The sequence below is a fragment of the Phocaeicola abscessus CCUG 55929 genome (assembly GCF_000312445.1).
Lineage (GTDB): Bacteria > Bacteroidota > Bacteroidia > Bacteroidales > Bacteroidaceae > Phocaeicola > Phocaeicola abscessus.
The window spans coordinates 649,668-675,540 of the sequence record NZ_HE997182.1; the positions used below are offsets into that span (position 1 = coordinate 649,668).

At 47.3% G+C, this 25,873-nt stretch carries 21 protein-coding genes and 1 pseudogene; 7 read left to right on the forward strand and 15 right to left on the reverse strand.

All coding sequences use genetic code 11. From position 1 onward, the window contains the following. Nucleotides 1-462 precede the first annotated feature (462 nt). The 14 genes from BN102_RS02565 to mraZ form a co-directional block, all read right to left on the reverse strand. Nucleotides 463-912: a GatB/YqeY domain-containing protein gene (locus tag BN102_RS02565; RefSeq protein ID WP_019207505.1), complete on the reverse strand. Its 450-nt coding sequence runs from the start codon at nt 910-912 to the stop codon at nt 463-465. Between the two features lie 12 nt (nt 913-924). After that, nucleotides 925-2,304, reverse strand: a complete 1,380-nt coding sequence (gene ftsZ, locus BN102_RS02570) for a cell division protein FtsZ (RefSeq protein WP_019207506.1) — start codon at nt 2,302-2,304, stop codon at nt 925-927. A gap of 42 nt (nt 2,305-2,346) precedes the next feature. After that, a complete protein-coding gene (ftsA, locus tag BN102_RS02575) occupies nt 2,347-3,876 on the reverse strand; it encodes a cell division protein FtsA (protein WP_019207507.1) in 1,530 nt (509 codons plus the stop codon). A gap of 10 nt (nt 3,877-3,886) precedes the next feature. Then, complete coding sequence (locus BN102_RS02580) at nt 3,887-4,618, reverse strand: cell division protein FtsQ/DivIB (RefSeq protein ID WP_019207508.1); 732 nt, start codon at nt 4,616-4,618, stop codon at nt 3,887-3,889. Beyond that, on the reverse strand, nt 4,615-5,991 hold the full coding sequence (locus BN102_RS02585; protein WP_019207509.1) for a UDP-N-acetylmuramate--L-alanine ligase: 1,377 nt from the start codon (nt 5,989-5,991) through the stop codon (nt 4,615-4,617). Before BN102_RS02585 ends, BN102_RS02580 begins: the two co-directional genes overlap by 4 nt. Further along, nucleotides 5,988-7,115 carry an undecaprenyldiphospho-muramoylpentapeptide beta-N-acetylglucosaminyltransferase gene (murG, locus tag BN102_RS02590; RefSeq protein ID WP_019207510.1) on the reverse strand — a complete coding sequence of 376 codons (1,128 nt, stop codon included), beginning with the start codon at nt 7,113-7,115 and terminating at the stop codon, nt 5,988-5,990. The genes BN102_RS02585 and murG overlap by 4 nt, the downstream gene beginning before the upstream one ends. Nucleotides 7,116-7,193: 78 nt before the next feature. Next, the gene (locus BN102_RS02595) at nt 7,194-8,549 is read right to left on the reverse strand and encodes an FtsW/RodA/SpoVE family cell cycle protein (RefSeq protein WP_019207511.1); all 1,356 of its coding nucleotides are present in this window, start codon (nt 8,547-8,549) and stop codon (nt 7,194-7,196) included. A 30-nt stretch (nt 8,550-8,579) separates the two neighbouring features. Next, nucleotides 8,580-9,914, reverse strand: a complete 1,335-nt coding sequence (gene murD, locus BN102_RS02600) for a UDP-N-acetylmuramoyl-L-alanine--D-glutamate ligase (RefSeq protein WP_019207512.1) — start codon at nt 9,912-9,914, stop codon at nt 8,580-8,582. 12 nt (nt 9,915-9,926) lie between these two features. Continuing rightward, nucleotides 9,927-11,195, reverse strand: a complete 1,269-nt coding sequence (mraY, locus tag BN102_RS02605; protein WP_019207513.1) for a phospho-N-acetylmuramoyl-pentapeptide-transferase — start codon at nt 11,193-11,195, stop codon at nt 9,927-9,929. Nucleotides 11,196-11,207: 12 nt separating this feature from the next. Then, on the reverse strand, nt 11,208-12,662 hold the full coding sequence (locus tag BN102_RS02610) for a UDP-N-acetylmuramoyl-L-alanyl-D-glutamate--2,6-diaminopimelate ligase (RefSeq protein WP_019207514.1): 1,455 nt from the start codon (nt 12,660-12,662) through the stop codon (nt 11,208-11,210). 12 nt (nt 12,663-12,674) lie between these two features. Further along, nucleotides 12,675-14,804: a PASTA domain-containing penicillin-binding protein gene (locus BN102_RS02615; protein ID WP_019207515.1), complete on the reverse strand. Its 2,130-nt coding sequence runs from the start codon at nt 14,802-14,804 to the stop codon at nt 12,675-12,677. A 2-nt stretch (nt 14,805-14,806) separates the two neighbouring features. Beyond that, complete coding sequence (locus tag BN102_RS02620; RefSeq protein ID WP_019207516.1) at nt 14,807-15,181, reverse strand: FtsL-like putative cell division protein; 375 nt, start codon at nt 15,179-15,181, stop codon at nt 14,807-14,809. Next, nucleotides 15,178-16,095: a 16S rRNA (cytosine(1402)-N(4))-methyltransferase RsmH gene (gene rsmH / locus BN102_RS02625; RefSeq protein ID WP_019207517.1), complete on the reverse strand. Its 918-nt coding sequence runs from the start codon at nt 16,093-16,095 to the stop codon at nt 15,178-15,180. Before rsmH ends, BN102_RS02620 begins: the two co-directional genes overlap by 4 nt. Next, a complete protein-coding gene (mraZ, locus tag BN102_RS02630; protein ID WP_019207518.1) occupies nt 16,092-16,559 on the reverse strand; it encodes a division/cell wall cluster transcriptional repressor MraZ in 468 nt (155 codons plus the stop codon). Before mraZ ends, rsmH begins: the two co-directional genes overlap by 4 nt. 450 nt (nt 16,560-17,009) lie before the next feature. Here mraZ and glsA point away from each other — a divergent pair, with 450 nt between their 5' ends. The 3 genes and pseudogenes from glsA to BN102_RS02645 all read left to right on the forward strand — a co-directional run. After that, nucleotides 17,010-17,831, forward strand: coding sequence for a lyso-glycine lipid O-acyltransferase GlsA (gene glsA, locus BN102_RS02635; RefSeq protein ID WP_019207521.1), 822 nt, complete (start codon nt 17,010-17,012; stop codon nt 17,829-17,831). An 18-nt stretch (nt 17,832-17,849) separates the two neighbouring features. Continuing rightward, complete coding sequence (gene glsB, locus BN102_RS02640; RefSeq protein ID WP_019207522.1) at nt 17,850-18,821, forward strand: glycine N(alpha)-acyltransferase GlsB; 972 nt, start codon at nt 17,850-17,852, stop codon at nt 18,819-18,821. Between the two features lie 249 nt (nt 18,822-19,070). Then, nucleotides 19,071-19,468, forward strand: a pseudogene (locus BN102_RS02645) (ISL3 family transposase); the annotation flags it as partial. A gap of 355 nt (nt 19,469-19,823) precedes the next feature. Here the strand turns inward: BN102_RS02645 and BN102_RS02650 are convergent. Then, the gene (locus tag BN102_RS02650; protein WP_021312276.1) at nt 19,824-21,155 is read right to left on the reverse strand and encodes a deoxyguanosinetriphosphate triphosphohydrolase; all 1,332 of its coding nucleotides are present in this window, start codon (nt 21,153-21,155) and stop codon (nt 19,824-19,826) included. A gap of 126 nt (nt 21,156-21,281) precedes the next feature. Between BN102_RS02650 and dut the strand changes: the two genes are divergently transcribed. From dut to BN102_RS02670, 4 genes are read left to right on the forward strand one after another with little or no spacing between them, the layout of a single operon-like run. Continuing rightward, nucleotides 21,282-21,716, forward strand: a complete 435-nt coding sequence (gene dut, locus BN102_RS02655) for a dUTP diphosphatase (protein WP_019207524.1) — start codon at nt 21,282-21,284, stop codon at nt 21,714-21,716. Nucleotides 21,717-21,737: 21 nt separating this feature from the next. After that, nucleotides 21,738-23,537 carry a tetratricopeptide repeat protein gene (locus BN102_RS02660; protein ID WP_019207525.1) on the forward strand — a complete coding sequence of 600 codons (1,800 nt, stop codon included), beginning with the start codon at nt 21,738-21,740 and terminating at the stop codon, nt 23,535-23,537. Next, nucleotides 23,537-24,364 carry a lipoprotein insertase outer membrane protein LolB1 gene (gene lolB1, locus BN102_RS02665; RefSeq protein ID WP_019207526.1) on the forward strand — a complete coding sequence of 276 codons (828 nt, stop codon included), beginning with the start codon at nt 23,537-23,539 and terminating at the stop codon, nt 24,362-24,364. The genes BN102_RS02660 and lolB1 overlap by 1 nt, the downstream gene beginning before the upstream one ends. Then, nucleotides 24,364-25,680, forward strand: coding sequence for a murein hydrolase activator EnvC family protein (locus BN102_RS02670; protein ID WP_019207527.1), 1,317 nt, complete (start codon nt 24,364-24,366; stop codon nt 25,678-25,680). Before lolB1 ends, BN102_RS02670 begins: the two co-directional genes overlap by 1 nt. Nucleotides 25,681-25,873 lie beyond the last annotated feature (193 nt).

A 25,873-nucleotide genomic window follows, 5' to 3' on the forward strand; every position in this document is an offset into this window, starting at 1 on the left:
CTTGGCACTCAAATGTTAAGGAAAGAGTTTCCGCCGGCAACACTTGGCACTCAAATGTTAAGGAAAGAGTCTCCGCCGGCAACACTTGGCACTCAAATGTTAAGGAAAGAGTCTCCGCCGGCGACACTTGGCACTCAAATGTTAAGGAAAGAGTCTCCGCCGGCAACACTTGGCACTCAAATGTTAAGGAAAGAGTCTCCGCCGGCAACACTTGGCACTCAAGTGTTAAGGAAAGAGTCTCCGCCGGGAGTTTTTTGTCGACCGACCCTCATCGAGGTCGTGCCTTCGGCTTTCCGAACGCGACGAGGTGGGGAGATGCCACGTCTGTCCACACGACGTCTCTTTACTCGCTTCGGCAGGCAGCGACGGGTGCCCTTGCCTGCGAAAAGCCTATCCGCGTGGTATTCTAAGCCTCGAGGGGAGGGGAAGTACTTCAAGACGTGGTTCAGCTCGCTTTTTCCCTTATGCGAGAAGTTCCCTGACTTTTTCCGAGATAGCTTTGCCTTCAGCTTTTCCGGCCAGTTTCTTCGATGCGACGGCCATCACTTTACCCATCTCTTTCAGGGAAGTCGCCCCGGTTTCGGCAATGATTTCCCGTACCGCTTTTTCCATTTCTTCGGCATTCATCATTTTCGGGAGGTATTGTTCGATGACTTTCACCTGGGCGTATTCCTCCTCGGCTAAGTCTGGACGATTCTGCGTCCGGTACAAGTCGCCCGATTCGGTACCTTGTTTGGCTAATTTCATCAGTATCTTCAGTGCGTCGACGTCAGCCAACGTATCTTTGGCTCCCGGTGCGGTTTTTGCTTCGAGGAATACCTTTTTGATATTGCGAAGGGTTTCCAGTCTCACTTTGTCTTTGGCTTTCATGGCCTCTTTGATGTCGTTGCTGACCTGATCGAATAAATTCATGGTTTTTTATTTTTATTGAAATGAAATCGACGTATGGGTGTAGTCCGTCTCGTCTTCGGACGGGGCGGTCTCTTGGCCCATATCCGCTTTCGACTTGATGCTGTCGAGTACGGCTTTGCTGCGCTGGTAAGTGGGCGTGGTTTCTACCATGCTGATGATGTCGTCGTTATCCAAGTCCTCGAGGGTGAAGATGTAGGTGTTGTAACGGCGTTTCTTACTGCTTGTTTTGGCTGTATCTTTTCCGTAGTATCCGGCGCGCCGATCGTCGAGAATCTGTTCGCGTTCTTCTTGTTCTTCGATTTTCTTCTGCTCTTCGATGGTGCGTTTATTCAGTATGCTATCCATGCCGGGTACATCTTTGATGCCGAAGCCGGTAGCCAGCACGGTGAATTTGACACGTTGCTCGAGGCTTTCGTCCACATAAAGTCCCCACTTGGTCTCTACGTCCTTCCCGAACTTCGACATGAAATCGTGCACTTCGTTCATCTCTTCCATCATCAATTCGTTTTTCGTACTGAAAGAGATATTGAACAGGATTTTTTTCGAGTTGAAGATATCGTTATTGTTAAGTAAAGGTGAATGCAGGGCATCGTTGATGGCCTGGCTCACTCGATTCTCTCCCTCGCCGTATCCGGTACTCATGATGGCGACGCCGCCGTTTTTCAGGACCGTTTTCACATCGTTGAAGTCGAGGTTGATGGTACCGCGCACCGTAATGATTTCGGCGATGCTCTTCGCTGCGATCGAGAGCGTATCGTCGGCCTTTCCGAAAGCATTCATCACGCTGAAGTCGGCATAGATGTCCCGAAGGCGTTCGTTGTTGATGACCAGCAGCGCGTCGACGTGTTTGCTCATTTCTTCGACGCCGTCGAGCGCCTGGTCGATCTTCCGGTTCCCTTCGAAGAGGAAGGGGATGGTAACGATTCCTACGGTGAGGATTCCCATATCTTTGGCTGTCTTAGCGATGATGGGGGCAGCGCCCGTTCCGGTTCCGCCTCCCATTCCTGCGGTAATGAATACCATTTTGCATCCGTCGTGGAGCATCTCCTTCACGTCTTCAATGCTTTCTTCCGCCGCATCGCGCGCTTTTTCCGGCCGATTTCCCGCGCCTAGGCCTTCGGTGCCCAATTGCAATTTGATGGGCACGGGAGATTCCTGCAGGGCTTGATTATCCGTGTTGCAAAGCACGAAGGTAACGTCGTGGATGCCCTCTTTATACATGTGGTTCACGGCGTTGCCGCCGCCGCCGCCGACACCGATCACTTTGATGATACTGGGATTCTTGCTGCCTTCGGGAAAAACGAAGTGCAACGGTTCGGAATCCTTTTCCTGACGTTCGTTCGGTTCGCCTTGCGGGAGGTCGAACGTCTTCGTATGGTTGTTTTCTGACATAGCCTTGATTATTTATGAGTTATTTTGTACGGAAGTTTCCTTTTATTTCTCTTCGTCGAGCATGGTATCGATTTTCTTCATCCACGAAGCCCACCGACTGTTCTTTTTCTTCAGTTCTCTGATTTGATCTTCCAAGAGGTTCATTTCCTCTTCCTTGTCTGCGAGGTTTAATCGCCTCGCTTCTTCCAGTTCCGCTAATGCTTCCTTATACTTGCCTTGTTCTTTCAATTCGTGAATTTTCTTCAGTGCGTCGGCGTAGTCAGCTTTCGCCTGTTTCTCCCGCTGTTCTTTAAGTTGTTTTTCCTTTTGTTCTCGGATTAAACGTTGCCGTTTGTCTTCTGCACTTTCTCCGTCTTCGGTGAAGAGGCCTTCCGGTGCGATGGGTATTTCCGGTTCTTTTTCTTTCGATGGTCTGACAGGAACGCAACAGTTTTCTTTCCCCGAGGCCAATAATGCGACGATCGTATTCTGCGATCCGTCCTTACGGATTTCCGCATGATCTTTGATCGTGAATCGGGTTTCTTTGGCGATGCGGATTTTGGCGATATGGGTGATCTGCGTAAAAGCCACGTCGATATTGATCAGATTCGCTGCGCCGCCGGTTAAAATAGCGCCTGACAATAATTTATCGTCGTAGCCAGAGAGTACGACTTGGTTCCATACGTTGGCCAGAATTTCGCTGATGCGTGCCTCGACGATTTCGTTCAAGAGATGAGCCTGGATGCTGCAACGCTCTCCAATGGTATAGGTTACGGTTTCTTCCTCTTCGTTCGTCGGGTCGGGGCAGGCATTCCCGTACCGGATCTTCAATGCTTCGGCGTCTTCTTCCTCGATTTGTTGACTGCTGATATCTTTGGTGATGTCGGTACCGCCTAACGGAATGACTGCCAGGTGACGCAGCATGTTGTTTTTGTAAACCGAAACGGTGGTGGTATCTGCTCCCAAGTCGACCAATATGCAGCCCGACCGTCGTTCCGTGTTCGTTAAGACCGCATCGGCCAAAACCAGCGGAGCGATGAAATAATCGGCGATCTCGATCCCTGCCTGGGCGAAACATTTATCCACGTTCTGCTTTACGTTGGTTCGGGCGATGACATTTAAGTACCTGCCTTCGATGCTGTCGGTTGGTACGCCCACGGGATCGTTCAATAAATTGTTGCCTACCTTGTATTCTTGCGGGGCGACTTCCAATATTTCCCGGTCGATGAGGGGCACTTCCCGGTTCTTGTCCAAAAGGGTGTCGATCAACTCTTGCGTGATCTTCGTCTCTTCTTCGAAATGAAGCGTTTGCGTACTGAGAAGCGTTTTCAACGATTGTCCGCCGACCCCTACGTACACTTTGCCGATGGAGGCCTTTAACGTCGATTCTATTTTGTGGATGATCGAAGTCAGGCTTTGTGCGGTTTTGTCCAGATTGTAGATTACTCCGTTACGGATGCATTCCTCCGAGTTTTCGCTGGCTATCGCCAGCACTTGAATACTCCCGTCTAAAAGTTTCTTTCCTGCAATACCTGTGATCTTACTCGATCCTAATTCAATTGCCGCAATAAAATCTGTCGTTGCTGTTACCATATCTTTACTTCTATCTTTTAGTACAAATTATCTGATTGTCGAATTCCAAACTGATTCGACTGTATTTGTTCCATCCTATTTTATTCAGCCCGTTCTCATAGAAAAACTTCAGACGATCGAACTTGCGCTCGTAATCGCCGGGTTTCCCCAGGAAGATGACTTGTGCTCCCACGCGCGGAATAAGTTCCAATTCCTTATTGGCAGTTACGTTGATTTGTTCTATTTGCGCCTTCCATAGCGGATGCGAAAGGAGGTATTTGCCCAATTCGTAAAGCTCTTTCGATGCGAATTTCTTATCGACAAAGCCTGTGATGACAGCCACGTGGGCTGCTTTATCGGGTACAGGCATGACTTTTCCTTTCATATCGATATAATAATCTTCTCCGCTATGGGCCATGACACGCAAGAGGGGGATGCGTTGCCTCACTTGGATTCCGATCTTGTTTCCCGGGGTTTTGTAACAATCCGCTTCTTCTATGAAAGGATGTTTTTGGATTGCTTCTTCCATCCGTCTGGTATCGATGTCATTCATTTTTATTCCGATGGGAGAGACGCCCTTCCGTTGGAGGATGTCCAGTAGATCTTTTTTATGGATGATGCTGAATCCCACGCTGTCCTTGAGTACTAAGTTCACATCCTTACAAGCCGTTTGCGAGGGCTTTTTGTTGAATACCGTCATCGCGGCTACGAGGTAGGCCGTCAGCAGTATCAAAAATAGGAATATGAACAGTTTTCTTATCATTTCTTCCTGAGTATTTCTGTGAACAGAGGTACGTCGTCGTTCAAGTCGCCTGCTCCTAAAACGATGACGACTTCTAAGTGCTCCGTTTCTATTATTTGAGGCAGTTCGTCTCTGCGACAAAGTCTTTTCTCCATGCCCGGGCGCAGGTTATCGTAGATAAGTCGGCTGGTTACGCCGGGAATGGGTTTTTCTCTCGCCGGGTAAATATCGATCAGGATCGCTTCGTCCAATAAAGAGAGGCTATCGGCGAAATCTTTGTAGAAATCTCTTGTCCGAGTGTAAAGATGGGGCTGGAAAATCGCCGTCAACTTTCTATCGGGGTATAACGCTCTCAACGAAAGGATGCTTTGCTGGATTTCGGCAGGATGATGGGCATAATCGCTTAGGAGAACGATTCGGTCGTTCTTTATCTTAAAATCGAACCTTCGGTCCACTCCCTTAAAGCTTTTCATCCCGCTTTTTATTTCCTCTTTCGTCGCTCCGCTCATTTGGGCAAGGGCCATGGCGGCGATGCCGTTTTCTATGTTGATAAGTACAGGTACGCCTAACGATATATCCTCGATATTTCCGAAAGGAGAGTTGAAGTCGAATATAATTTTACCGCCTCCGATGCGGATGTGAGTGGCGTGAAAGTCTCCTGCTGCTTTCGCGTAGGTGTAAAGTCTGACGTTTTCCTGCAAATCCGGTTTCAGCGCTGCATCCTGGTGCATAATCAGCGCGCCTCCTTTTCGAATCAAGGAAGTATAATGCCGGAAGCTTTCCAAATAGGCGTCTTGGGTTTCGTAAATATCCAAATGATCGGCATCGGTAGCTGTGATTACGGAGATGTAAGGCGATAGCCAGTGGAATGAACGGTCGAACTCGTCGGCTTCGATCACCATGTAGTCGCTGGTATCCGAGAGGAGAAGATTCGTCTCATAATTCTTGGAAATCCCGCCGAGGAATGCGTTGCAACCCACGTGCGACTGGTGCAGCAAGTGTGCAGCCATCGCAGACGTGGTGGTCTTCCCGTGCGTGCCGGCTACGCAGAGCGCTTTGCCCGTTTTAGTCAGCAGGCCGAGTACCTGAGCCCTCTTCATGACGACAAATCCTTTCTCACGGAAATAGGTCAGTTCGCTATGGTCGACGGGAACTGCCGGCGTATAGACGACAAGAGTCGTTTCTCTTTCCCGAAACGCTTGGGGTATGAGTGTTACATTGTCTTGATAATGAATGGCCGCCCCTTCGTCGATCAATTTTTCCGTTAATGGGGAGGGAACATGGTCGTATCCACCTACGATCTTCCCTTTGGCAAGAAAGAATCGTACCAATGCACTCATGCCGATGCCTCCGGCACCGACGAAGTATACAGCCTGAATAGTATTAATGTTCATCTCCCTGCATTCTTATGTTTTACTGCAATCCGGATAACTTCTTGCGCAATTTTATTTGCAGCGTCTGTAAAGGCCAATTGGTGTATGTTCTCGCTTAAGCTTTTCAATAAATCGGGTCGATTTACCGTTTCGATCGCTTTGTTAATCAGTTCCGTTTCGGCATCTGCGTCCCTGACATAGAGTGCCGCTCCTCTATCGACCAATGTCCGCGCATTCTTCGTCTGGTGATCTTCCGCCACATTGGGGGAAGGTACTAAGATGATCGGTTTGCTTAACAGACAGAATTCGGATATCGATCCGGCGCCTGCACGGCTGATCACCAGATCCGCCGCATCGTATGCCGCGCCCATATCGCTGATAAAGTCGGTTAAGTATACCATCGGCATGTGGCCCGCGTCCTTTAACGTCGCGCGGGCTTCGTCGATATAAATTTTTCCTGCCTGCCAGATGAATTGGACGGCGGAGGCTTTTATTTCGGCTAATCCTTGCATCATGCAGCGATTGATGGTGCGTGCGCCGAGACTTCCTCCCAGGACGAGTACCGTTTGCTTGTTCGGATCCAACCCGAAAGACCGAATGGCTTCTGTCCGTTCTTTCCGGTTCGTCAGTAAATCCTGGCGAACCGGATTGCCTGTTAGGATTAGCTTGTCCTTGTCGAAGAAACGTTCCATCCCTTCGTAGGCTACGCATATTTTTTCAGCTTGCTTGGCGAGGAGTTTATTGGTTACTCCCGCGTATGAATTCTGTTCCTGAAGGAGCGTCGGGATTCCCATCATATTCGCCGTCTTCAATGTCGGTCCGCTGGCATAACCTCCGACGCCGACGGCGATATCCGGTCTGAAATCCTTTATAATCTGCCGAGCTTTCAGTTGGCTTTTAACTAATTTATATGCTACCGCAATGTTCTTGAGAAGATGTTTGCGATCGAATCCGGCAATGGGTAATCCGATGATGGGATAACCTGCAGCAGGGATGCGTTGCATTTCCATCCGGTCTTCAGCTCCGACAAACAATATTTCGGTTTCCGGAAGTTGTTCCTTGACGGCGTTCGCTATCGATATGGCCGGGAAGATATGCCCGCCTGTTCCACCGCCACTGATAATGATTCGTAACTTTTCTTCCATATCCTATCTTTTTGCAAATTTAGGAATAAACTGCGTGAATCTTTCGTTTCCAACCGTATTTTATCTGTCGGTAAGTTATCATGTAGAAAAATTTCCTTCGGTTGTGCGATCGTTTTCGACCGGGGCATCCGCATTTTCTGTCGGAGCGTTTTTAGTTTCGTTTCCTTCCGGTTGATTGGCCATATTAATCGCTATGTTCAATAAATTCTTAGCTTTTTCCTGCTCGATGTTTTGTGCTGCCAGCGCCGCTTCTTCGGCTTCCTGCCTCTCGTTTATTTCACGGCTCACGGAGAGTATCATACCGATATATGCGCAATTGATCAGAGTCGATGTCCCGCCTTTGCTGATGAGCGGCAGCGGTTGTCCGGTCACGGGGAATAATCCTACGGCGACCATCATGTTCAACATCGCTTGGGAGACAAGCAATAAAGCGATTCCCATGATGAGAAAGGCGGAAAAAGATTTTTCGCATTTTCGGGCGACTCTTCCGGCTCGGATCAGTAACCATATATACAGGATGACGACAAATCCTCCTCCCAATAATCCTAATTCTTCAATGATGATGGCGAAAATAAAATCGGAGAAGGCCTGCGAAAGGAAGTCCCGTTGAATGCTATTGCCCGGCATTTTCCCGACGATGTTGCTGGAGGCGATGGCGATGTTGGCATGGGCGATCTGGGCATCTTTGTCGATGTCGAATTTGGCAGCGGGGACGGCTCCTTTATCCTCGAAGAATCCTTTGATACGATTTTGCCATGTCTCCACGCGGTGCATCATCGGCAGATCCCGATATTTCTGGGTAGGAGTGAGCATGATTATTCCGACGAAAAGAGTCAGAACGATGCTGATGCTCACAATAAGTTTCGCCAATTGTCTCCAAGGGACGCGCCCGAGGATCATCATCAAGAATACGACGCCGAACAGTAACGCCGCTGTAGAGGCGTTTTCCGGGGCGATCAGCAACAACACTACTCCGGTACACCATATAATATACTTGAACGCTTTGGCGTTAGCCTTCTTCTCTTCTTGGAAACGGGAGAGGATGAATGCAGTGATAATGATAACAGCCATCTTCGCTATTTCGGACGGTTGGAATTGAATCCCGAAAATATTCGTCCATCTGGCCGCTCCGTTGACACGACCGCCTGCCGCTCCCATTATGGCGACGAATAGTAAAAGAGCGGCGGACAGAGGCAGTAGGAAAAACGGAGCGGCGCGAAACCATTTGGACGGTATCTTATGTACTAAGACCACGATGACGAATCCTACCATCAGATAGGTGCTGTGTTGCCGGATAGGAGCCCAATGATCTCCGCTCTTATAGGTCAGTGTGCTGGCGGCACTAAAGACTTCGATGATAGAGATCAGGCAAAGAAACAGAAAAATAATCCATATTACTTTGTCACCTTTGAATAAATCTTTAACTAATCCCATTTTGACCGCATCTAATGTTATCAATTTACGTTATAAGTTTCTGACGCACTCTTTAAACTGATCGCCTCGGTCTTCATAACTTTTGAACAGATCGAAGCTTGCGCAACACGGGCTCAATAAAACCGTTTCTCCTTTTTTAGCCATCTTATAAGCCATATCTACGGCATCTTTCATACTTTGCACATCGGCTACGGGCAATCCGAAAGGATCGAAAAATGCATGCAGTTTCTCATTGTGCAATCCCAAATAGATAAGCCCTACGCATTTTTTCTGAATCAGATCGGCAAGCTCGCGGTAATCGTTGCCTTTGTCTTTACCTCCTAAAATGAGGACGGTTTTCGTTTTCATGCTTTGAAGGGCATACCAACAGGAATTGACATTGGTCGCTTTCGAGTCGTTGATATAATCCACCCCTTTTACCCTGCAAACCTTTTCCAATCTGTGGGGGACGCCTTCGAAATCGCTTAACGCTTCGCGGATGCATTCCTTCCTTATCCCCGAGAGATTGGCAGAAATGCCGGCAGCCATTGAGTTATACATGTTGTGCGTACCGGTCAGGGCCATTTCTTCTTCTTCCATATTGAAGGCGATGGGTTCGGTAAAACAAACTTTGTCATTGTCAATATAAGCAACGGCCTCGTCTTTTTTCTTCTCGGAAAACGGATAACTCTGTCCGTGAATGCGATATTTGGGTAATTCCTCTTTAATGATCGGATCGTCCATCCAATAGATAAAAGCATCTTTATCCGTCTGATTCTGAATGATCCGGAATTTGGCATCGATATAATTTTGCATTTTATGATCGTACCGATCGAGGTGGTCGGGCGTAATGTTCATTAAGACGGCGATATTGGCATGAAACTTGTACATGTTGTCTAATTGGAAGCTACTCAACTCTATCACGTAATAGTCGTATTGAAATTCGGCCACCTGGTAAGCTAAGCTTTGGCCGATATTCCCTGCTAAGCCAACGTTTAGTCCCGCTTTCTTGAAGATATGATAAATGAGCGAAGTGGTCGTGGTCTTTCCATTACTGCCTGTCACGCAAATCATTTTCGCATTCGTATATCTTCCAGCAAATTCAATTTCCGAAATGATCGGGATTCCTTTTTCTTTCAGTTTCAGAATGAGCGGCGCATCATTGGGTATGCCCGGGCTTTTGATGACTTCGTCGGCATTCACAATGAGATCTTCGGTATGATGCCTTTCTTCCCATGGAATGTGGCGTTCGTTCAGCATCTGTTTGTATTTGTCTTTGATGCTTGAGGAATCGGAGACAAAGGTCTCGAACCCTTTCTTCTGCGCCAGGATAGCTGCCCCCGTACCGCTTTCTCCTGCCCCTAAAATAGCAATTCTCTTTGCCATAATATCGTAATGTTATCTAATCTTTAATGTGATAATGGTAATGGCTGCCAATAAAATGGATATAATCCAGAAACGCACCGTAATTTTGGATTCATGAAATGCCGTATGCGGTTTCGTGAATAAATAAGTACAATTTGGGTCCAATTGAGCCCATGTCGTACGGAAATGATCGTGAATAGGCGTTCGTTTGAACACTCTTTGCACGCGATTTCTCTTTTTCCCCTTTTTGAAATACCTTACCTGAAGGATCACGGATAAATTTTCTATGAGGAATATCCCGCAGAGGAGGGGGATCAATAGTTCCTTATGGATAATAATGGCGAATACGGCGATAATACCTCCGATTGTCAAACTTCCCGTATCGCCCATAAAGATTTGGGCGGGAAAAGCGTTATACCAGAGAAAACCGATGAGTGCGCCTATAAATGCACAGATATAAATAACCAGTTCCTCGCTGCCAGGTATGTACATGATGTTTAAATATCCGGCATATTCGATATGGCTGGATACATAGGCGAGAATTCCCAAAGTTATTCCTATGATGGCGGAATTTCCCGCAGCCATACCGTCCATACCGTCGTTTAGATTGGCCCCGTTGGATACGGCGGTAACCACGAAGATGGTTACGAGTACGAAAAGAATCCATCCCGCCGTTTGTGCATGTTTGCCCATAAATCCGACGATATCGGCATAGTCCAGATTATTGTTTTTAAAGAAGGGGATGGTCGTTTTCGTAGATTTTTCATCTTGCGATTTATGCATGACGCTGATGATTTCTCCTCCTTTTTCAATTTCCACATTCTCCCGAATTACGACGTTGGGGCTTACATATAACGTCAGTCCTACGATCAGTCCTAAACCGATTTGACCGATGATCTTGAATTTGCCATGCAACCCCTTTTTATCTTTCCGAAATACTTTTATATAATCGTCTAAAAAGCCTAACGTTCCTAACCAGACGGTGGTGATTAACATCAGAATCATATAGATATTGTGCAATTTGCCCAAGAGCAAACAAGGTATAAGTATGGCTATGAGGAGGATGATGCCTCCCATAGTGGGAACTCCGACTTTTTCGATATTGAACGGATCGATGGAAGCATCGCGTTGAGTTTCCGATATTTGCTTGCTTCTTAATAATTTGATAAAGTATTCGCCAAAGATCGTCGAAATCATCAGCGATAAGATGACGGCCATCAACGCGCGGAACGATACGTACCCGAACATGCGCGCTCCGGGGAAATCGAATTGTTCTAAATAATGGAATAAATAGTATAACATCTTTTCGCTTGGTTATTCGTTCGCAAATATTTCCTTTAATACTTCTTTGTCATCGAAGTGATGCTTTACCCCTGCAATTTCCTGATAATTTTCGTGCCCTTTTCCTGCGACGAGGACCACGTCGCCGGATTGTGCCAGCATGCAGGCTGTTCGGATAGCTTCTTTCCTGTCGACGATGGAAATGACTTTGTGCATCTCTTTCGAAGTCAATCCCGCACGCATATCGTCGATGATTGCCTGCGGATCTTCCGATCTCGGGTTATCCGACGTGATAATCACTTTATCGCTTTGCTTGACTGCTTCCTTCGCCATCATCGGGCGTTTGCCGTGATCTCTGTTCCCTCCGGCGCCTATCACGGTGATGACGTTGCCTTTTCCGTGCAACACGTCGCGAATGGTGGCGAGTACGTTCGTCAATGCATCCGGAGTATGTGCATAATCTACCAAAGCGATATAACCTTTTCGGGAATAGAGCGGTTCCATTCTTCCGGCCACGGGATGCAAGGTGCTTAATTGCAACAAGACCTCTTCAGTCTTTTTCCCCAAGATGCATGCAGTGCCGTATACGGCCAACAGATTGGAGGCATTGAAACGTCCGATAAAGCGGACGTCGACTTCCGTGCGATTGAAATCTAGAAGCATCCCGTCGAAGCCTTCTTCCAGTACCTTTCCTTTAAAGTCGCCCATCCCTCTTACGCTGTATGTATACACTTTCGCCTTCGTATTCTGAACCATCACCATTCCGTTTTTATCGTCTTTATTGGTTAAAGCGAATGCGGTGGAGGGCAGTCCGTCGAAGAACGCTTTTTTCGCTTTCAGATAGTTCTCGAATGTTCGATGGTAGTCTAAGTGATCTCTGGTGATATTCGTAAAGATCCCTCCGGCAAATTTCAGCCCTCCGATACGCTTTTGTGCGATAGCGTGCGAGCTGACTTCCATAAATACATATTTGCATCCCTCCTCAGCCATTTTCTCCAATAATCTGTTTAATGTCACAGGATCGGGGGTGGTATGGTCGGTAGGGACCGTTTGGCCGTCGATACAGTTGCATACGGTCGAAAGGAGCCCGACCTTATAACCGAGCTGTCGGAACAAATTATATAACAATGTGGCGACGGTTGTCTTGCCGTTTGTTCCCGTCACGCCTACCAAATCGATCTTGCCGGTAGGATCCCCGTAGAACCGGGTGACTATCTCCCCTGCGATATCTTCCGTATCGGCTACTTGAATATACGTGATATCGTCGGTTTTATCGTCGGGTATCTCTTCGCAGACGACGGCTGTAGCACCTTTTTCGATGGCCTTTCGGATGAAAGCGTGTCCGTCGGTTTGAGTGCCACGTATGGCGACGAAAACGTGACCTTCTTCGACAAGACGGGAGTCGATATTTATTCCTTTTACTTCCTTATCGATTGTCCCGACAATTTTTAATGCAGCAATGTCTCTGATGATCTCTTGAAGTTTCATTTATTATCCTGTTTATTGTTTCAATGTTAAATGAATAGTCTGTCCCGCACTCAAACGGGAACCGGGGACGAGGCTCTGTTGGCATACTTTGCCCATCCCTGTCATCTTTGTTCTCAATCCGGAGTATTCGAGCAGGTATACTGCGTCTTTGGCCCCCATTCCCAAAACGTTGGGGACAACCTTCTTTGCTATCGGCTCTGTTTGGAATGAAACGGCCACAGAGTCGCGTTTGGATTTTCCCCAAACGATTTTCCCCGATTTTGCAAACTTCGCCGCATTCGACCGTATATGTATGCTGTTCAAAACATATCCCGTCTCCGTGATGTCTCCGTGCATGACGTCTGGCACCAGGACGGATGCGGAATCTCTGGCTTCTTCCATGTTCTGGGCGATATGCTTGGCGTAGATTCGTTCGGAAATCTCGTGGAAGACGGCTCCTGCCATCAAACCGCCGGAAGCGGGGAGTCCCGGCTTTTGGATGGCAACCATGCACGTGTATTTCGGATGGCGGGACGGGAAATAGCCGCAAAAGCTGACCATGTATTTTCGAACGCCGCGATAGCCCGCTTTTCCTTGGGAGATTTGGGCGGTACCCGTCTTGCCCGATACGAGGAACTGTTTGGAACCAGCTCTTTTCCCCGTACCGCCGGGGCCATTGACTTCCTGTTCCAACATGGATTGAATTTCTCGGATTGTCTGGGGGGAAGCAATCGCTTCCTTGATCACTTCCGTCGGAATCTCTTTCATCGCCTCTCCGTCTTTGACGATCGCTTCCACGAACTTGGGTTTGACCATTACTCCGTCATTGGCGATGGCGTTATAAAATGTCAGGGTGTTGATCGGCGGAAGTTGCGTCTCGTAACCGATAGACATCCATGCCAACGCGGTCTTCGACCAGTTGTTTTTGTTCGGCATACGTATCCTCGGCGTTCCCCAACCGGGGATGTCGAGGTTCAGCGGCGTTCCGATCCCCAACTGGTATAGGCCTTCTACGAATTGTTTCGGATGGTTGTAATAATGTTTGTCGATAAGCTTGGAAACGGCCACGTTCGAGGAAAACATCAGAGCTTGCGTAACGGTGATGACGCCGTATCCTCCGTGATGCCAATTATGATCTTTCATCCAACTGCCGTGCATGTTATAAACGCCGTTACCCGTATCGATCGTTTCGTCGGGGGTAATTTTCTTATCTTCCAAGGCGACCATGAGCGAAGCTGTTTTAAAGGTAGAGCCGGGTTCCATCAAATCCGATACGGCGTTGTTTCGAAGTTCTCGATAATTACCGTCGCTGCATTTCGTCATGTTTACGATCGCCTTGATATTTCCCGTTTTTACCTCCATGATCATCGCGACTCCGACGGTACCGTTGATCAGTTTCAATTCATCGATCAACGCTTTCTCTGCAATATCCTGCATGCCGACGTCAATTGTCGTGATGATATCGTACCCGTCGGTAGGAGGTATGTCGACTATATCCAGGTAATGGTTCATGACCTTTTGTCGATGAGTGATGCCAGGAATGCCGCGCAGGATCGAATCGTAAGAGAGCTCCAACCCGTTTTTTGCTCCTAAACCGACATCCGAATACATGTCGCCGAGCGTTCTCATGGCTAACGAACCGAAAGGTTTTTTACGTTGGTTGAATACCTGTTCGTGGAAACCGCCCCGATTAGTATGCATATTGAAAACGGGCAGTTTTTTTGCTTCCTTATACTGGATGTAAGAGATGCGATGGGGGTAGAGCAGGAAGTGTCTGGACTTTTTCTTGCGTCCTTCGGCGATCTGCTGTTTGAAAAAGGCTTTACTCTTGTCGGGGAAAATTCGATGAAGTCCTTTACAAATAGAATCCATGTACAGCACGAGCAAGGAATCTTTTATTTCCCCTCCGGCCTGGAAATCCATGTAGATGCGATACTCCGGTAGACTGCTCGCCATCAGTTGTCCGTCTGAAGAAATGATATTGCCCCTCAATGCGGGAACTTTCACGTTTTCCTTGACGAACCGATCGGCGACATCGTTCCAATATTGGCGTTCGGCAAACATGATGAACGCCGCCTTGATGAGGATGGCGACTCCTGTCAGGATCATACAGAGCACCACCAAGGAGTAACGGGTCATGATGTTGTTTTTGCCTGGGATCATCGCTATTTCTTTCTTAACAGATAGGGGCGGTTTGTAGCCGTTTGCAGATTACTTCCTTCGGTCGATACATATTCCTCGATTCGGGATTGTCGACTTTTCTCCATCAGTTCCGAAGAGCGGGTCAACGCATCGTATTTGATATCGACCAGCTCTTTTTTCAACCGGTCGATTTCAATCAAATCCTGTTGTGCGCTATACCGGTTGTCGATATACAGTACCGTCAGTACCATGATGAGGATAAGCAACTTCGCTTGCCGTTTCAGAAAGTCGTTGGCTAGGATATCTCCGCCTAAGATGCTTCTTAGCGACAGCCGTCTGGGAGGATCCTTGCGGATTCCTTCCTGCAGCCTGTGCTCGTCCTGTTCTTTGTCTTTCATTTTTTTTCCGCTATTCTGAGTTTAGCGCTTCGTGAGCGCGGGTTCTTTTCCATTTCCATTTCGTCGGGCGTTATCACCTTATGGTTGATTGCCCGGAACGGCGTCACTATGTTCCCGTAGAAATCCTGTTCATATCCGCCGTGAATATGGCCTGTTTTTATGATATTCTTGACCATTCTGTCTTCTAAGGAGTGATAGGTGACGACCACCAGTCGTCCTCCCGGTTTCAACACTTCTGTTGCGGTTTGGAGCATCTCCTTCAGCGCGTCCATTTCCTGGTTTACTTCGATGCGTAATGCCTGAAACACTTTGGCCAGTTCTTTCCTTTCTCTGTCTCGTCCGAACAGCGGTTTGATCAGGTGGAGGAGCTGGGGAATTGTCTCTATCGGGCGGGATGTTCTTTCTTTCACTAAGAGGGAAGCGATTTTCCGGCTGTTTTTCAGTTCTCCGTATAAGTAGAAAATATCCGCCAGCCGCGATTCTTCGTACCGATTGATGACGTCGGCCGCCGTTTGGCCTGCTCTGGCGTTCATCCGCATGTCGAGGGGAGCATTCGAATGAAAGGAAAAACCTCTTTCGGCGGCGTCGAGATGGTGCGACGAAACGCCCAAGTCGGCCAAGAGTCCGTCGAGCCCGTCGATTCCATAATAGCGGAGGAAGTTACGCAAGTACCTGAAATTGCTGCGTACGAAAGTGAAGCGGGCGTCATCTACGATGTTTTTCTCTGCGTCGGCGTCCTGATCGAAGCCGTATAGCCGCGACCGGGCGTCCATACGGTGCAAGATTTCCCGCGAATGGCCGCCTCCCCCGAAAGTGACGTCCACATATACTCCGCCGGGTCGGATATGCAACCCCTCGACAGTTTCGTTGAGCAAGACGGGGATGTGATATGTCGGTGAATCTGCCTGCTTCATGTCACCTCTTCTGTTTTCTCGTTGTCACCCATGATGCTTTCCAAGGCTTTTCCGAACTCTTCGGAACCTATAAATGGCTTGTCGGCGATGGTTTTCGCCCATATTTCGATGGTATCATCCATTCCGATGAACCGGACCTCCTGATTGATCTGGGCTAACTTCAGATAGCGTTTGGGGATTAAAAACCGGCCGTTTCCGTCCAGGGTAATGATTTCGACATCCGAAACGAATTGCCTGAAAATCGTCTGATGCTGAGCATTCCATCGGTTCAGTCGGTTTCTCAACTCATTCAGCTGATCGTTCCATACTTTCTCGGGGTATAAGATAAGGCACTCCTGAAAAATATCTTTTCTCAAGATGAAGCAATCGCCCGTAGCCATTTGGGTTTGTTTGCGAAAAACAGACGGAAGGAAAACCCGTCCCTTTGCGTCTAATCTCGCCTCCGAATTACCTAAGAATCGCATCTGTCATACCTTATTATAAATTCCGGTGGTAAAATTACACAATTCCCCACAATTCCCCACAATATTTATCTGAAAAATTTTTCAAGGGCGAATTTGGAGGTGCAGAAAGTTTTTTGTCGGTGCGTTAAAATGCCCGATTTTTTTATTTTTTGATCGCCAATAGGTAGGATTCGTGCGCCAAAGCTTTCATGCAAACCGGTATGAACGGGACGCTGTTCTGTCCCGAATCGGAACACTTCAGCAGAGATTTTCGCCCGATGTTGTTTTGATATTTAGGCGGATATATCAATGTTGTATTGCACAAATGATGCGTATTTGAGCAATCTGCAAATTTTCCCCTCCTCTTTTTCCGAGAAAACGGCGGATTTTTTTCAGGAGGAAAACTTTTTTCTTTTATAAATGACTGATATCCCAAAAAGTGAGTTAATTTTGCGATAAATTCGTTTTAAAATGGAAAGCAATTCTCTCTTTTTAATTGATATTGACAAAATAATAGCCGAAAAAATGGGGGCGAAAGCCAAATGCGTACCGCGCTTTGTCCGTTCCTATCTAAAACATATCGTTCACCAGGACGAACTTAACGCGTTTCTCAGGGAAAGTTCGGATAAGGAAGGAATCTCTTTCTTAAAGGCTTGCATGGAGTTTTTAGACGATAAAGTTGACGTGAAAGGAATGGAGAACTTACCCTCCAGCGAAGGGGTGTATACGTTTGTGAGCAATCATCCGTTGGGAGCGCTCGACGGCGTGGCTATCGGGTATATCATCGGCTCACATTACGCCGGAAAGATCAAATATTTGGTCAATGATATCCTGATGAACCTGCGAGGTATGGCGTCTCTATGCATCCCGATCAATAAAACGGGCTCCCAATCTCGCGAGTTTCCTAAGATTGTGGAAGAAGCGTTCGCTTCGGATAATCATATCATCATGTTTCCGGCAGGCGTCTGTTCTCGTCGGAAGCGAGGAAAGATCCGAGATTTGGCCTGGAAAAAAACGTTTATCAGCGAGAGCATAAAAAATCGTCGGGACATCGTCCCTATGCATTTCGAAGGGAGGAATTCCGATTTCTTTTATCGGTTTGCCAATCTGTGCAATGTCAAGTGGGTGAAATTCAATCTCGCCATGATCTTTTTGCCCGACGAAATGATGAAAAACCGGCATAAAGAATTTACGCTGACCATCGGCAAACCCATTTCCTGGCAAACCTTCGATAAGCGCAAGTCGCTCACGGAGTGGGCTCAATATGTGAAAGAAATGGTTTATACGTTATAACGACAAAAGAGTATGGTTATGGAAGAAATCATTGCGCCTGTCGATAAAGAACTGTTAAAAGCGGAGCTGACCGAAGAGAAACGGCTTCGCTTTACGAATAAGAGCCATAATGAAATTTATATCATGACGGCGCAAAATTCGCCTCATACGATGCGAGAAATCGGACGGTTGCGCGAGCTTGCATTCCGCGCCTCGGGAGGCGGGACGGGGAAGGCTGTCGATATCGACGAATACGACGTCATGGAACATCCTTATAAACAGTTGATCGTATGGAATCCCGAAGCCGAAGAGATCTTGGGAGGCTACCGCTACCTGTTGGGCGATGATGTGACGTTCGACGAGACGGGGAAACCCATTTTGGCCACGGCGCACATGTTCAATTTCTCCCGCCAATTTTTAAAGGAATACTTGCCTTATACCGTCGAGTTGGGACGCTCGTTCGTCACGTTGGAGTATCAGTCGACCCGTGCCGGATCGAAAGGGCTCTTCGCTTTGGATAATTTGTGGGACGGATTGGGCGCCCTTACCGTGATCAAACCGAACATGAAATACTTCTTCGGGAAGATGACCATGTACCCGAGCTTTAATCGCAAAGGGCGTGACATGATTCTGCATTTCCTCAAAAAGCATTTCTACGACAAGGATGCGTTGGTTACGCCCATCGACCCCATTCTGCCTGAGACAGACGTTGAAGAGCTGGAACGTCTGTTCGGCAAGGACGACTTCAAGGCTAACTATCGGATTTTAAATGCTGAGGTTCGCAAGTTAGGTTTCAACATCCCTCCTTTAGTAAATGCTTATATGAGTCTCTCGCCCACGATGCGCGTTTTTGGGACGGCCATCAACCACGAATTCGGGGAGGTCGAGGAAACGGGCATTCTGATAGCCGTCGACGAGATATTGGAGGAGAAACGGGTTCGTCATATCGAATCGTATGTGCGGGAACATCCGGAGGCGTTGAAGCTACTGCCTTCTCCCAAGGAGGAATAGCGGAGTCATCAGCATTTAATTCAATCGAGCAGCTTATATTCTCTATTTTATCATCGGATGATGATAGAAGTAGGCAGGAGGCGAATTGTTTGTGCGTCGGATGCGCACGTATAAGAGTTCGTATCAGGGATTATACCGGCTCACTAGAAATTTAGTGGGGTTTCTTCTTGTTTTTTTAAAAGAGACGTATGGAGACATCCCCAGTGACTTGCCGTACGCTTGAGAACTTCTATCATATCAATAGCCACACCTTTGCTGTTTAAGTCACCTGAGAAATGGACAGACAAGCAGAAACAAAGGGCTGAGATACTCTTTAGAGAGTATCTTGATATCCAGAAAGCCTATGGACTCTCACATTCTCTAAGGATGATCTTTGCCAAGAATACAATCGAAGATGCTGCAAGGTTATCATTGGCTAAGTGGTATAACAAAGTTGAAGAAGCTGGTTTCCATTCTTTTAATGTTATTGCTGTTACTTTCTATGAGCATTATGAAGAGATTCTAAACTTCTACAACAACAGAGCTACAAATGCGGCAGCTGAATCCTTTAATGCTAAGATAAAACTCTTCAGAGCTAACCTAAGGGGAGTTGTTGACAAAAGCTTCTTCCTTTTTAGACTATCTAAATTTATGCTTACCCCCACTAAATTTCTAGTGGGCCCAAGAAACCGACGGTACGAAGCATAAAAGAGATGGAGATTTATTTTTCAATAGATCTCCATCCCCCAAACAACACAATCGCAAACATAAATGTATCAATAAAACAATACATTATGGAAAGTTTACAAGCTTCCCAGCTTCTTACCCTCGACTGCAAAATTACGGATTAATTTTAAAAACGCAAATAAAAAACTCAATTATTTAAATCATTCAAAAATGAAGATTTATCAGATGCCGCGACAGGCATTAGCCTTTCTTGCAACGGGCGGAATTCTGTGCACGAAGTTTTAAAGACATCAGGTCGTATCAGTCGAGCCATTTACTTTCTACTTCTTTAACGAATTATACTGCGGGTAAACTGTTTCCGTTGATCTTCCGGTATAAATCGAGTGCATAGATATCGGTCATACCTGATAGGTAGTCCAATACCGCTTGAATCTTACCGTAAAGTGTCGGCGCATTGACCTCGTACTGGCTTGAAGCTCTCTTCAAGAGCAGGGAAGAGTAGGCTTTATCCGGCGAAAGAACAGCGTCGATCATCAGTTCGATGAGCGTATAGATGATCTTGTAACCGGCCAGCTCCACGTCAAGCACGTAACTGGAGCGGTAAATTTTGGCGAATGCAGTAGCCGAGCATAGCTGATAGGCTTCTTTTAACGGGCTTCGCATGTGATCGATCAAGGATCCTTCGAATGTGCCGCTTAATATCTCTTCTTCGTGCGCGATGAACACGCGTACGCATTCTTCGACCAGCAGGCCGATCGCTTTGGATCGGAGATACGCTATCCGTTCGTTCGTGTCCGTCACTAATTTATATGTTTCATGGATGCGGTTTTTACCCTTTTCATCGAAAAAATGGCTGAATAATTCACGAGTTTCATCGTGGGTGAGAAGCTTTAATTTGTGAGCGTCTTCGATGTCCATGATCTGATAGCAGATGTCATCGGCTGCTTCGACTAAATATACGAGAGGATGACGCATATATCTCACCGGCTCATTACCTTTGCTAATGTGCGGAATGCCTAAGGTATCCGCTATTTTCTCGTAGTCCGTTTTTTCAGTTAAAAAGAAACCAAATTTGGGCTTGTTCCCCGCCGACTGGGAAGAGAACGGATATTTGACAATGGAGGCCAAGGTAGCATAAGTCATGACGAAACCGCCTTGGCGTCTCCCCTCGAATTGATGAGTCAGGAGCCGGAAAGCATTGGCATTGCCGTCGAAATGAATGAAATCGTTCCATTCCGTCGAGGAAAGTTCTTTTTTCAATGCCAAGCCTTTTCCCTCCGAAAAGAAAGTCGAGATGGCTTTTTCTCCCGAGTGTCCGTAAGGGGGATTTCCCAAATCGTGCGCCAGACAGGCGGCGGAAACAATCGAGCCGATTTCGGTGAAATGCGTATTCGCCAATTCCGGACGTCTCTTTAATAAAACGTTGGAGACTTGGTTCCCTAACGAACGTCCTACGCAGGAAACCTCCAAACTGTGGGTCAATCGGTTATGGACGAAGATGCTTCCCGGCAAAGGGAATACCTGCGTTTTATTCTGTAACCGGCGGAAAGGGGCAGAAAAGATCAAACGGTCGTAGTCTCTTTGAAATTCGGAACGGTCGTCTTTTCGGGCTTCATGCAAAGCTTCCATTCCGAAGCGCTTGTTTGATATCAATTGTTGCCAATCCATCATTGCGATATTTTATTTCTTTTCAATTGCAAAAGTATAAAACTTCCGCTTAAAAATATGTAAATGTTTAGATAAATCCTTTGAAATGCGTAGATTTGCACGTGTTTACAATAAAAAGAATGAATTATGAACGTTCAGATCATCAATAAATCAAAGCATCGGCTTCCAGCGTATGCCACAGCGCTCTCGGCAGGCATGGATCTTCGCGCCAACATCGACGAACCGATCGTATTGAAACCTTTGGAACGTTGTTTAGTACCTACTGGGCTTTATATCGCTTTACCCGAAGGGTTCGAGGCCCAAATTCGTCCGCGCAGCGGATTGGCCATCAAGTCCGGAATAGGGCTGTTGAATGCGCCGGGTACAATCGATGCCGATTACCGGGGAGAGATCCGGGTCATTTTGATCAATCTGTCTACCGAAATATTTACGGTGAACGATGGAGAACGGATAGCGCAAATGGTCATTGCCCGTCACGAACAGGCGCAATGGGAAGAAGTCGAAGTCTTGAACGAGACCGAGCGCGGAGCAGGAGGTTTCGGTCATACGGGAAAAAACTAATCACGCACGATGTCTTTACGAATGCATTCATATAAAACGCTGCTGTCGGTACTGCTATTGTTCTCGGTCGTTTCCTGCGGAACGGGCAATCGGAAACTGACAGGAACGAAAAAAACAGTCGCCTTGCTTGAAGCCGACACCCTTCCTGCGAAATGGCAGCGTAAGTACGACTATTTTTTCATGGAAGCCGTCCGGCTGAAAGAAAAAGGCGACTATGCAGGGGCATACGATATGTATCGGTATTGTCTCTCTGTCAATCCGAACGCTGCTGCGGCGTTTTATGAACTTTCGAAATGCTGCATGTATATGGGGCAGGAACGGGAGAGTGAGAATATGTTGAAAACAGCGGTAAAGCTGAACCCGAAAAACTTTTGGTACAATCAGACGCTGGCTGCGTATTATCAAAACAAAAAGGATTATCCGAAAGCCATCTTTGTGTACGAGGATATGACGCAGCAATTCCCCTCGAGGTTGGAACCTTTGATGGCGTTGAGCGTATTGTATTCGCAGACTAGACAATACCAGGAAGTTATTAATACGCTGAACAAATTGGAAGCCGTCGACGGGAAATCGGAACAAATCAGTATGGAAAAGTTCCGGATGTATATCGCGATGGGGGATTTGGATGAGGCCTTTAATGAGATGAAAACGCTGGCCGACGAATATCCGTATGATATGCGATACCTCACTCTTGTGGGCGATGTCTATTTGGAAAATGGAAAACCGGAGGAGGCGTTGGCTGTCTACCGGCAGGTCATGGAAAAAGAACCGGAATATGCTCCCGTTCAGTTCTCTTTAGCTAATTTTTATCAACATCAGGGGGAGGACAGTCTGTATCAAGCTCAACTGCATAAGGTGCTGCTCAATGAGAATATTCCGAGTGATACCAAGGTGAATGTGATGCGTCAACTGATTCTTCGGGCCGAACAGACGGATCATGACAGTCTTAAGATCGTCTCCCTTTTCCGTGCGATACTGGAAGAGAAACAGGAAAATGCGGATATCGCCATGCTCGCCGCTCAGTATATGATCACGAAGAAAATGGATCAAGAAGCGGCCCCGGTGCTCCGCCAGGTCCTCAGGATCGATCCGGAAAACACGCCTGCCCGGTTGCAGCTGCTACAGTACGCGATTTCCAAGCAAGATATGGACAACATCATAGCCATCTGCACATCTGCGCTGGAGTATACGCCGGAAGTACTTCAATTTTATTATTATCTTGGCATGGCTTATCATGAAAAGCGGGAGGCCGACGAAGCGTTGAATGTCTTTAGGAAAGGCGTTGCCCAAATCAACGATAAGACTGATAAGGCGCTTGCTTCCGATCTCTACGCCATCTTAGGAGATATGTATCACGAGAAGAGGATGGATCAGCTCGCTTATGCCGCCTACGATTCCGCATTAGTCTATAAAGCCGATAATATCGGGGCATTGAACAACTATGCCTATTACCTTTCATTAGAACGCAAGAATTTGGATAAAGCGGAAGAGATGAGTTATAAAACCGTCCAGGCAGAACCCGCGAACAGCACTTATCTGGATACCTATGCCTGGATTCTTTTCGAGAAGGGGAAGTATGCGGAGGCGAAGATCTATATCGAACAGGCCATGCAGAACGGAGGCGATAAGAATTCGGTAGAAGTGGAACATTGCGGCGACATCTATTGGATGAACGGCGAGAAGGAAAAGGCGTTGGAATATTGGAAGAAAGCGAAGGAACTCGCCGAGCAAAAACCGATTGAAGGAGAATCCGCCCGAGATAAATCGGAGATGGATGTTTTGAAAAAGAAGATTACGTATAAGAAATATTTTGTGAAATAATGAAGCGATTTGTTTATTATCTGATAGCTTGCACGATGGGATGGGCGGCCGCTTCCTGTTCGTCGACAAAGCGAATGGCCGGTAAATCGACCATCGGAAACCTGGCAGCCGACGAATATGTCCGAGAGGTGATCGTCAGATCACCCGAATGGAAGGCCGTCACGGCTAAAATGCAATTGACGCTGACAAGGAGTGCGGAAGATATTCAGGTAAGCGGCTCTTTGAAAATGAAGCGCGACGAGGTCATCGTGCTCTCCATCTCGCCGGTTTTGGGAATCGAGGTCGCTCGGGTCGAAATAACTCCTCAGGACATCTTGGTCATCGATCGCATTCATAAGCGGTATGTCCGAGTTCCTTTCTCGGAGATAAGGGAAAAAATCCATGCAGACCTCGATTATCACGCTTTTCAATCGCTGTTTTTGAACGAAATCTTCTTGCCGGGAAAGAACAGGGTAACGACGAAAGATGTAAATGCTTTTACCGTTCGGCAAGATACGTCGAATGCCATCCTCGAGGTAAAGGATGCGACACATTTTCTCTATCGGTTTACGACGACGATAACGGAAGGTCTGTTAAAGCAAACGCATGTTGGAGTTGCAGATACTGAATATGGGATTAAATGGCAATACGGAAACTTCAGGGAACTGGACGGGAAACGTTTCCCAGCTACGATGTTCGTCGCTGTAGAAGGATCGAATAAGTCGATGACAGCCCTCTTCAACTTCTCTCGTCTCTCCACCAATGAGGATTGGGAGGGCAACACCCAGCTGTCCGACCGTTATGAAAGGATAGCACTTGACGAGTTGTTGAAAATGATCTTTAAATAATGAAACGCATCCTCCTATTCTGTCTGACTTGTCTGCCTCTCGCCTTTTCTCTGGCTCAAACGACGCCCAAGATCAAGGAATTGGAAAACCGGCGAAACGAACTCAGCCAACAGATTGCAGAATCCGAAACCTTGCTGCGCTCTACGAAGAAGGATGTGAAAAGTCAGTTGGACAACCTGGCCCTTATCTCGGGGCAGATCGATGAACGTAGGAGGTATGTGGAGACTATCCAGCGGGACGTAACTTCGCTGAACGAAGAAATCGGCACGTTGCAAACCCAACTGACGGAACTGCAAAAGGAACTGAAGAAAAAAAAAGACAATTATGCCGCTTCGGTGCAGTATATGTATAAGAATCGATCCGTTCAGGAAAAGTTGATGTTTATTTTCTCGGCCAGGAATCTGAATCAGATGTACCGAAGGATGCGTTATGTGCGTCAGTATGCCGATTATCAACGGGTTCGGGGGAAAGAAATAGCGCGTAAACAGTCGCAGGTCGTTTCGAAGAAGGAAGAGTTGGAGGCGACGAAGAAGGCCAAAGAAACCTTGCTGCAGCAAGGGCGGGCGGAACGGATCAAATTGGAAATACAAGAGCGCGACCGGCAAACGCTGATCGCCAATCTGAAAAAGAAACAGCGAGGCATCCAGCAGGAGATCGACAAGAAAAAACGGACGGCGCAAAAACTGAACAGAGAGATCGATCGCTTGATCGAAATGGAAGTGGAGAAGGCTCGGAAAAGAGCCGAAGAAGAGGCCCGCAGGAAGGTTGAAGCATCCGCAGTGCAAGGGAAAAGGACTGCGAACGTCCCGGAGGCAACTGAAAAGGACGTTCCGAACGTCGCGAAGTCTGCAACCAAAACGGCTCCCATCGAAAAGTATAATTTGAATACGGAGGACAGACGCTTATCCGGGAATTTCGAACGAAATCGAGGGATCTTGCCGGTGCCTATTACCGGACCCTATGTGATTGTCAGTCATTTCGGCATGTACAACGTCGACGGATTGAGGTCTGTGAAGTTGGATAATAAGGGAATCGACATCAAGGGGAAGCCGGGCGCTCAGGCACGAGCGATCTTTGACGGAGAAGTGTCGTACATCTTCAAATACAACGGTTTGAATAACATACTGGTGCGGCACGGCGCCTACATTTCCGTGTATTGCAACCTCTCGAGCGTCAATGTGCAAAAAAACAGCAAAGTCAAGACGAGGGACTTGCTCGGAGCCGTAGCTACGGATACGAACGGAAATACCGTGCTTCATTTCCAGCTCAGAAAAGAGACGGCGAAACTGAATCCGGAGAGCTGGTTGGGAAGATAAAAAGTGTTACCTCGTAGTGCGTTCAAAAAGTTTGTCGGTTTCTGACAATGATGTATTTTAATATGGCGGTTGCCTCCTGTTCGTCTGGTTGATATCGATGTTACGGAGGTAAAGTAAGAGCGGAAAGCAAGAATGCAACTGTTCGGAGAGGGAAAAGACCGCTGAGCGGCTCGGCAGTGCCTAAAATGGATTT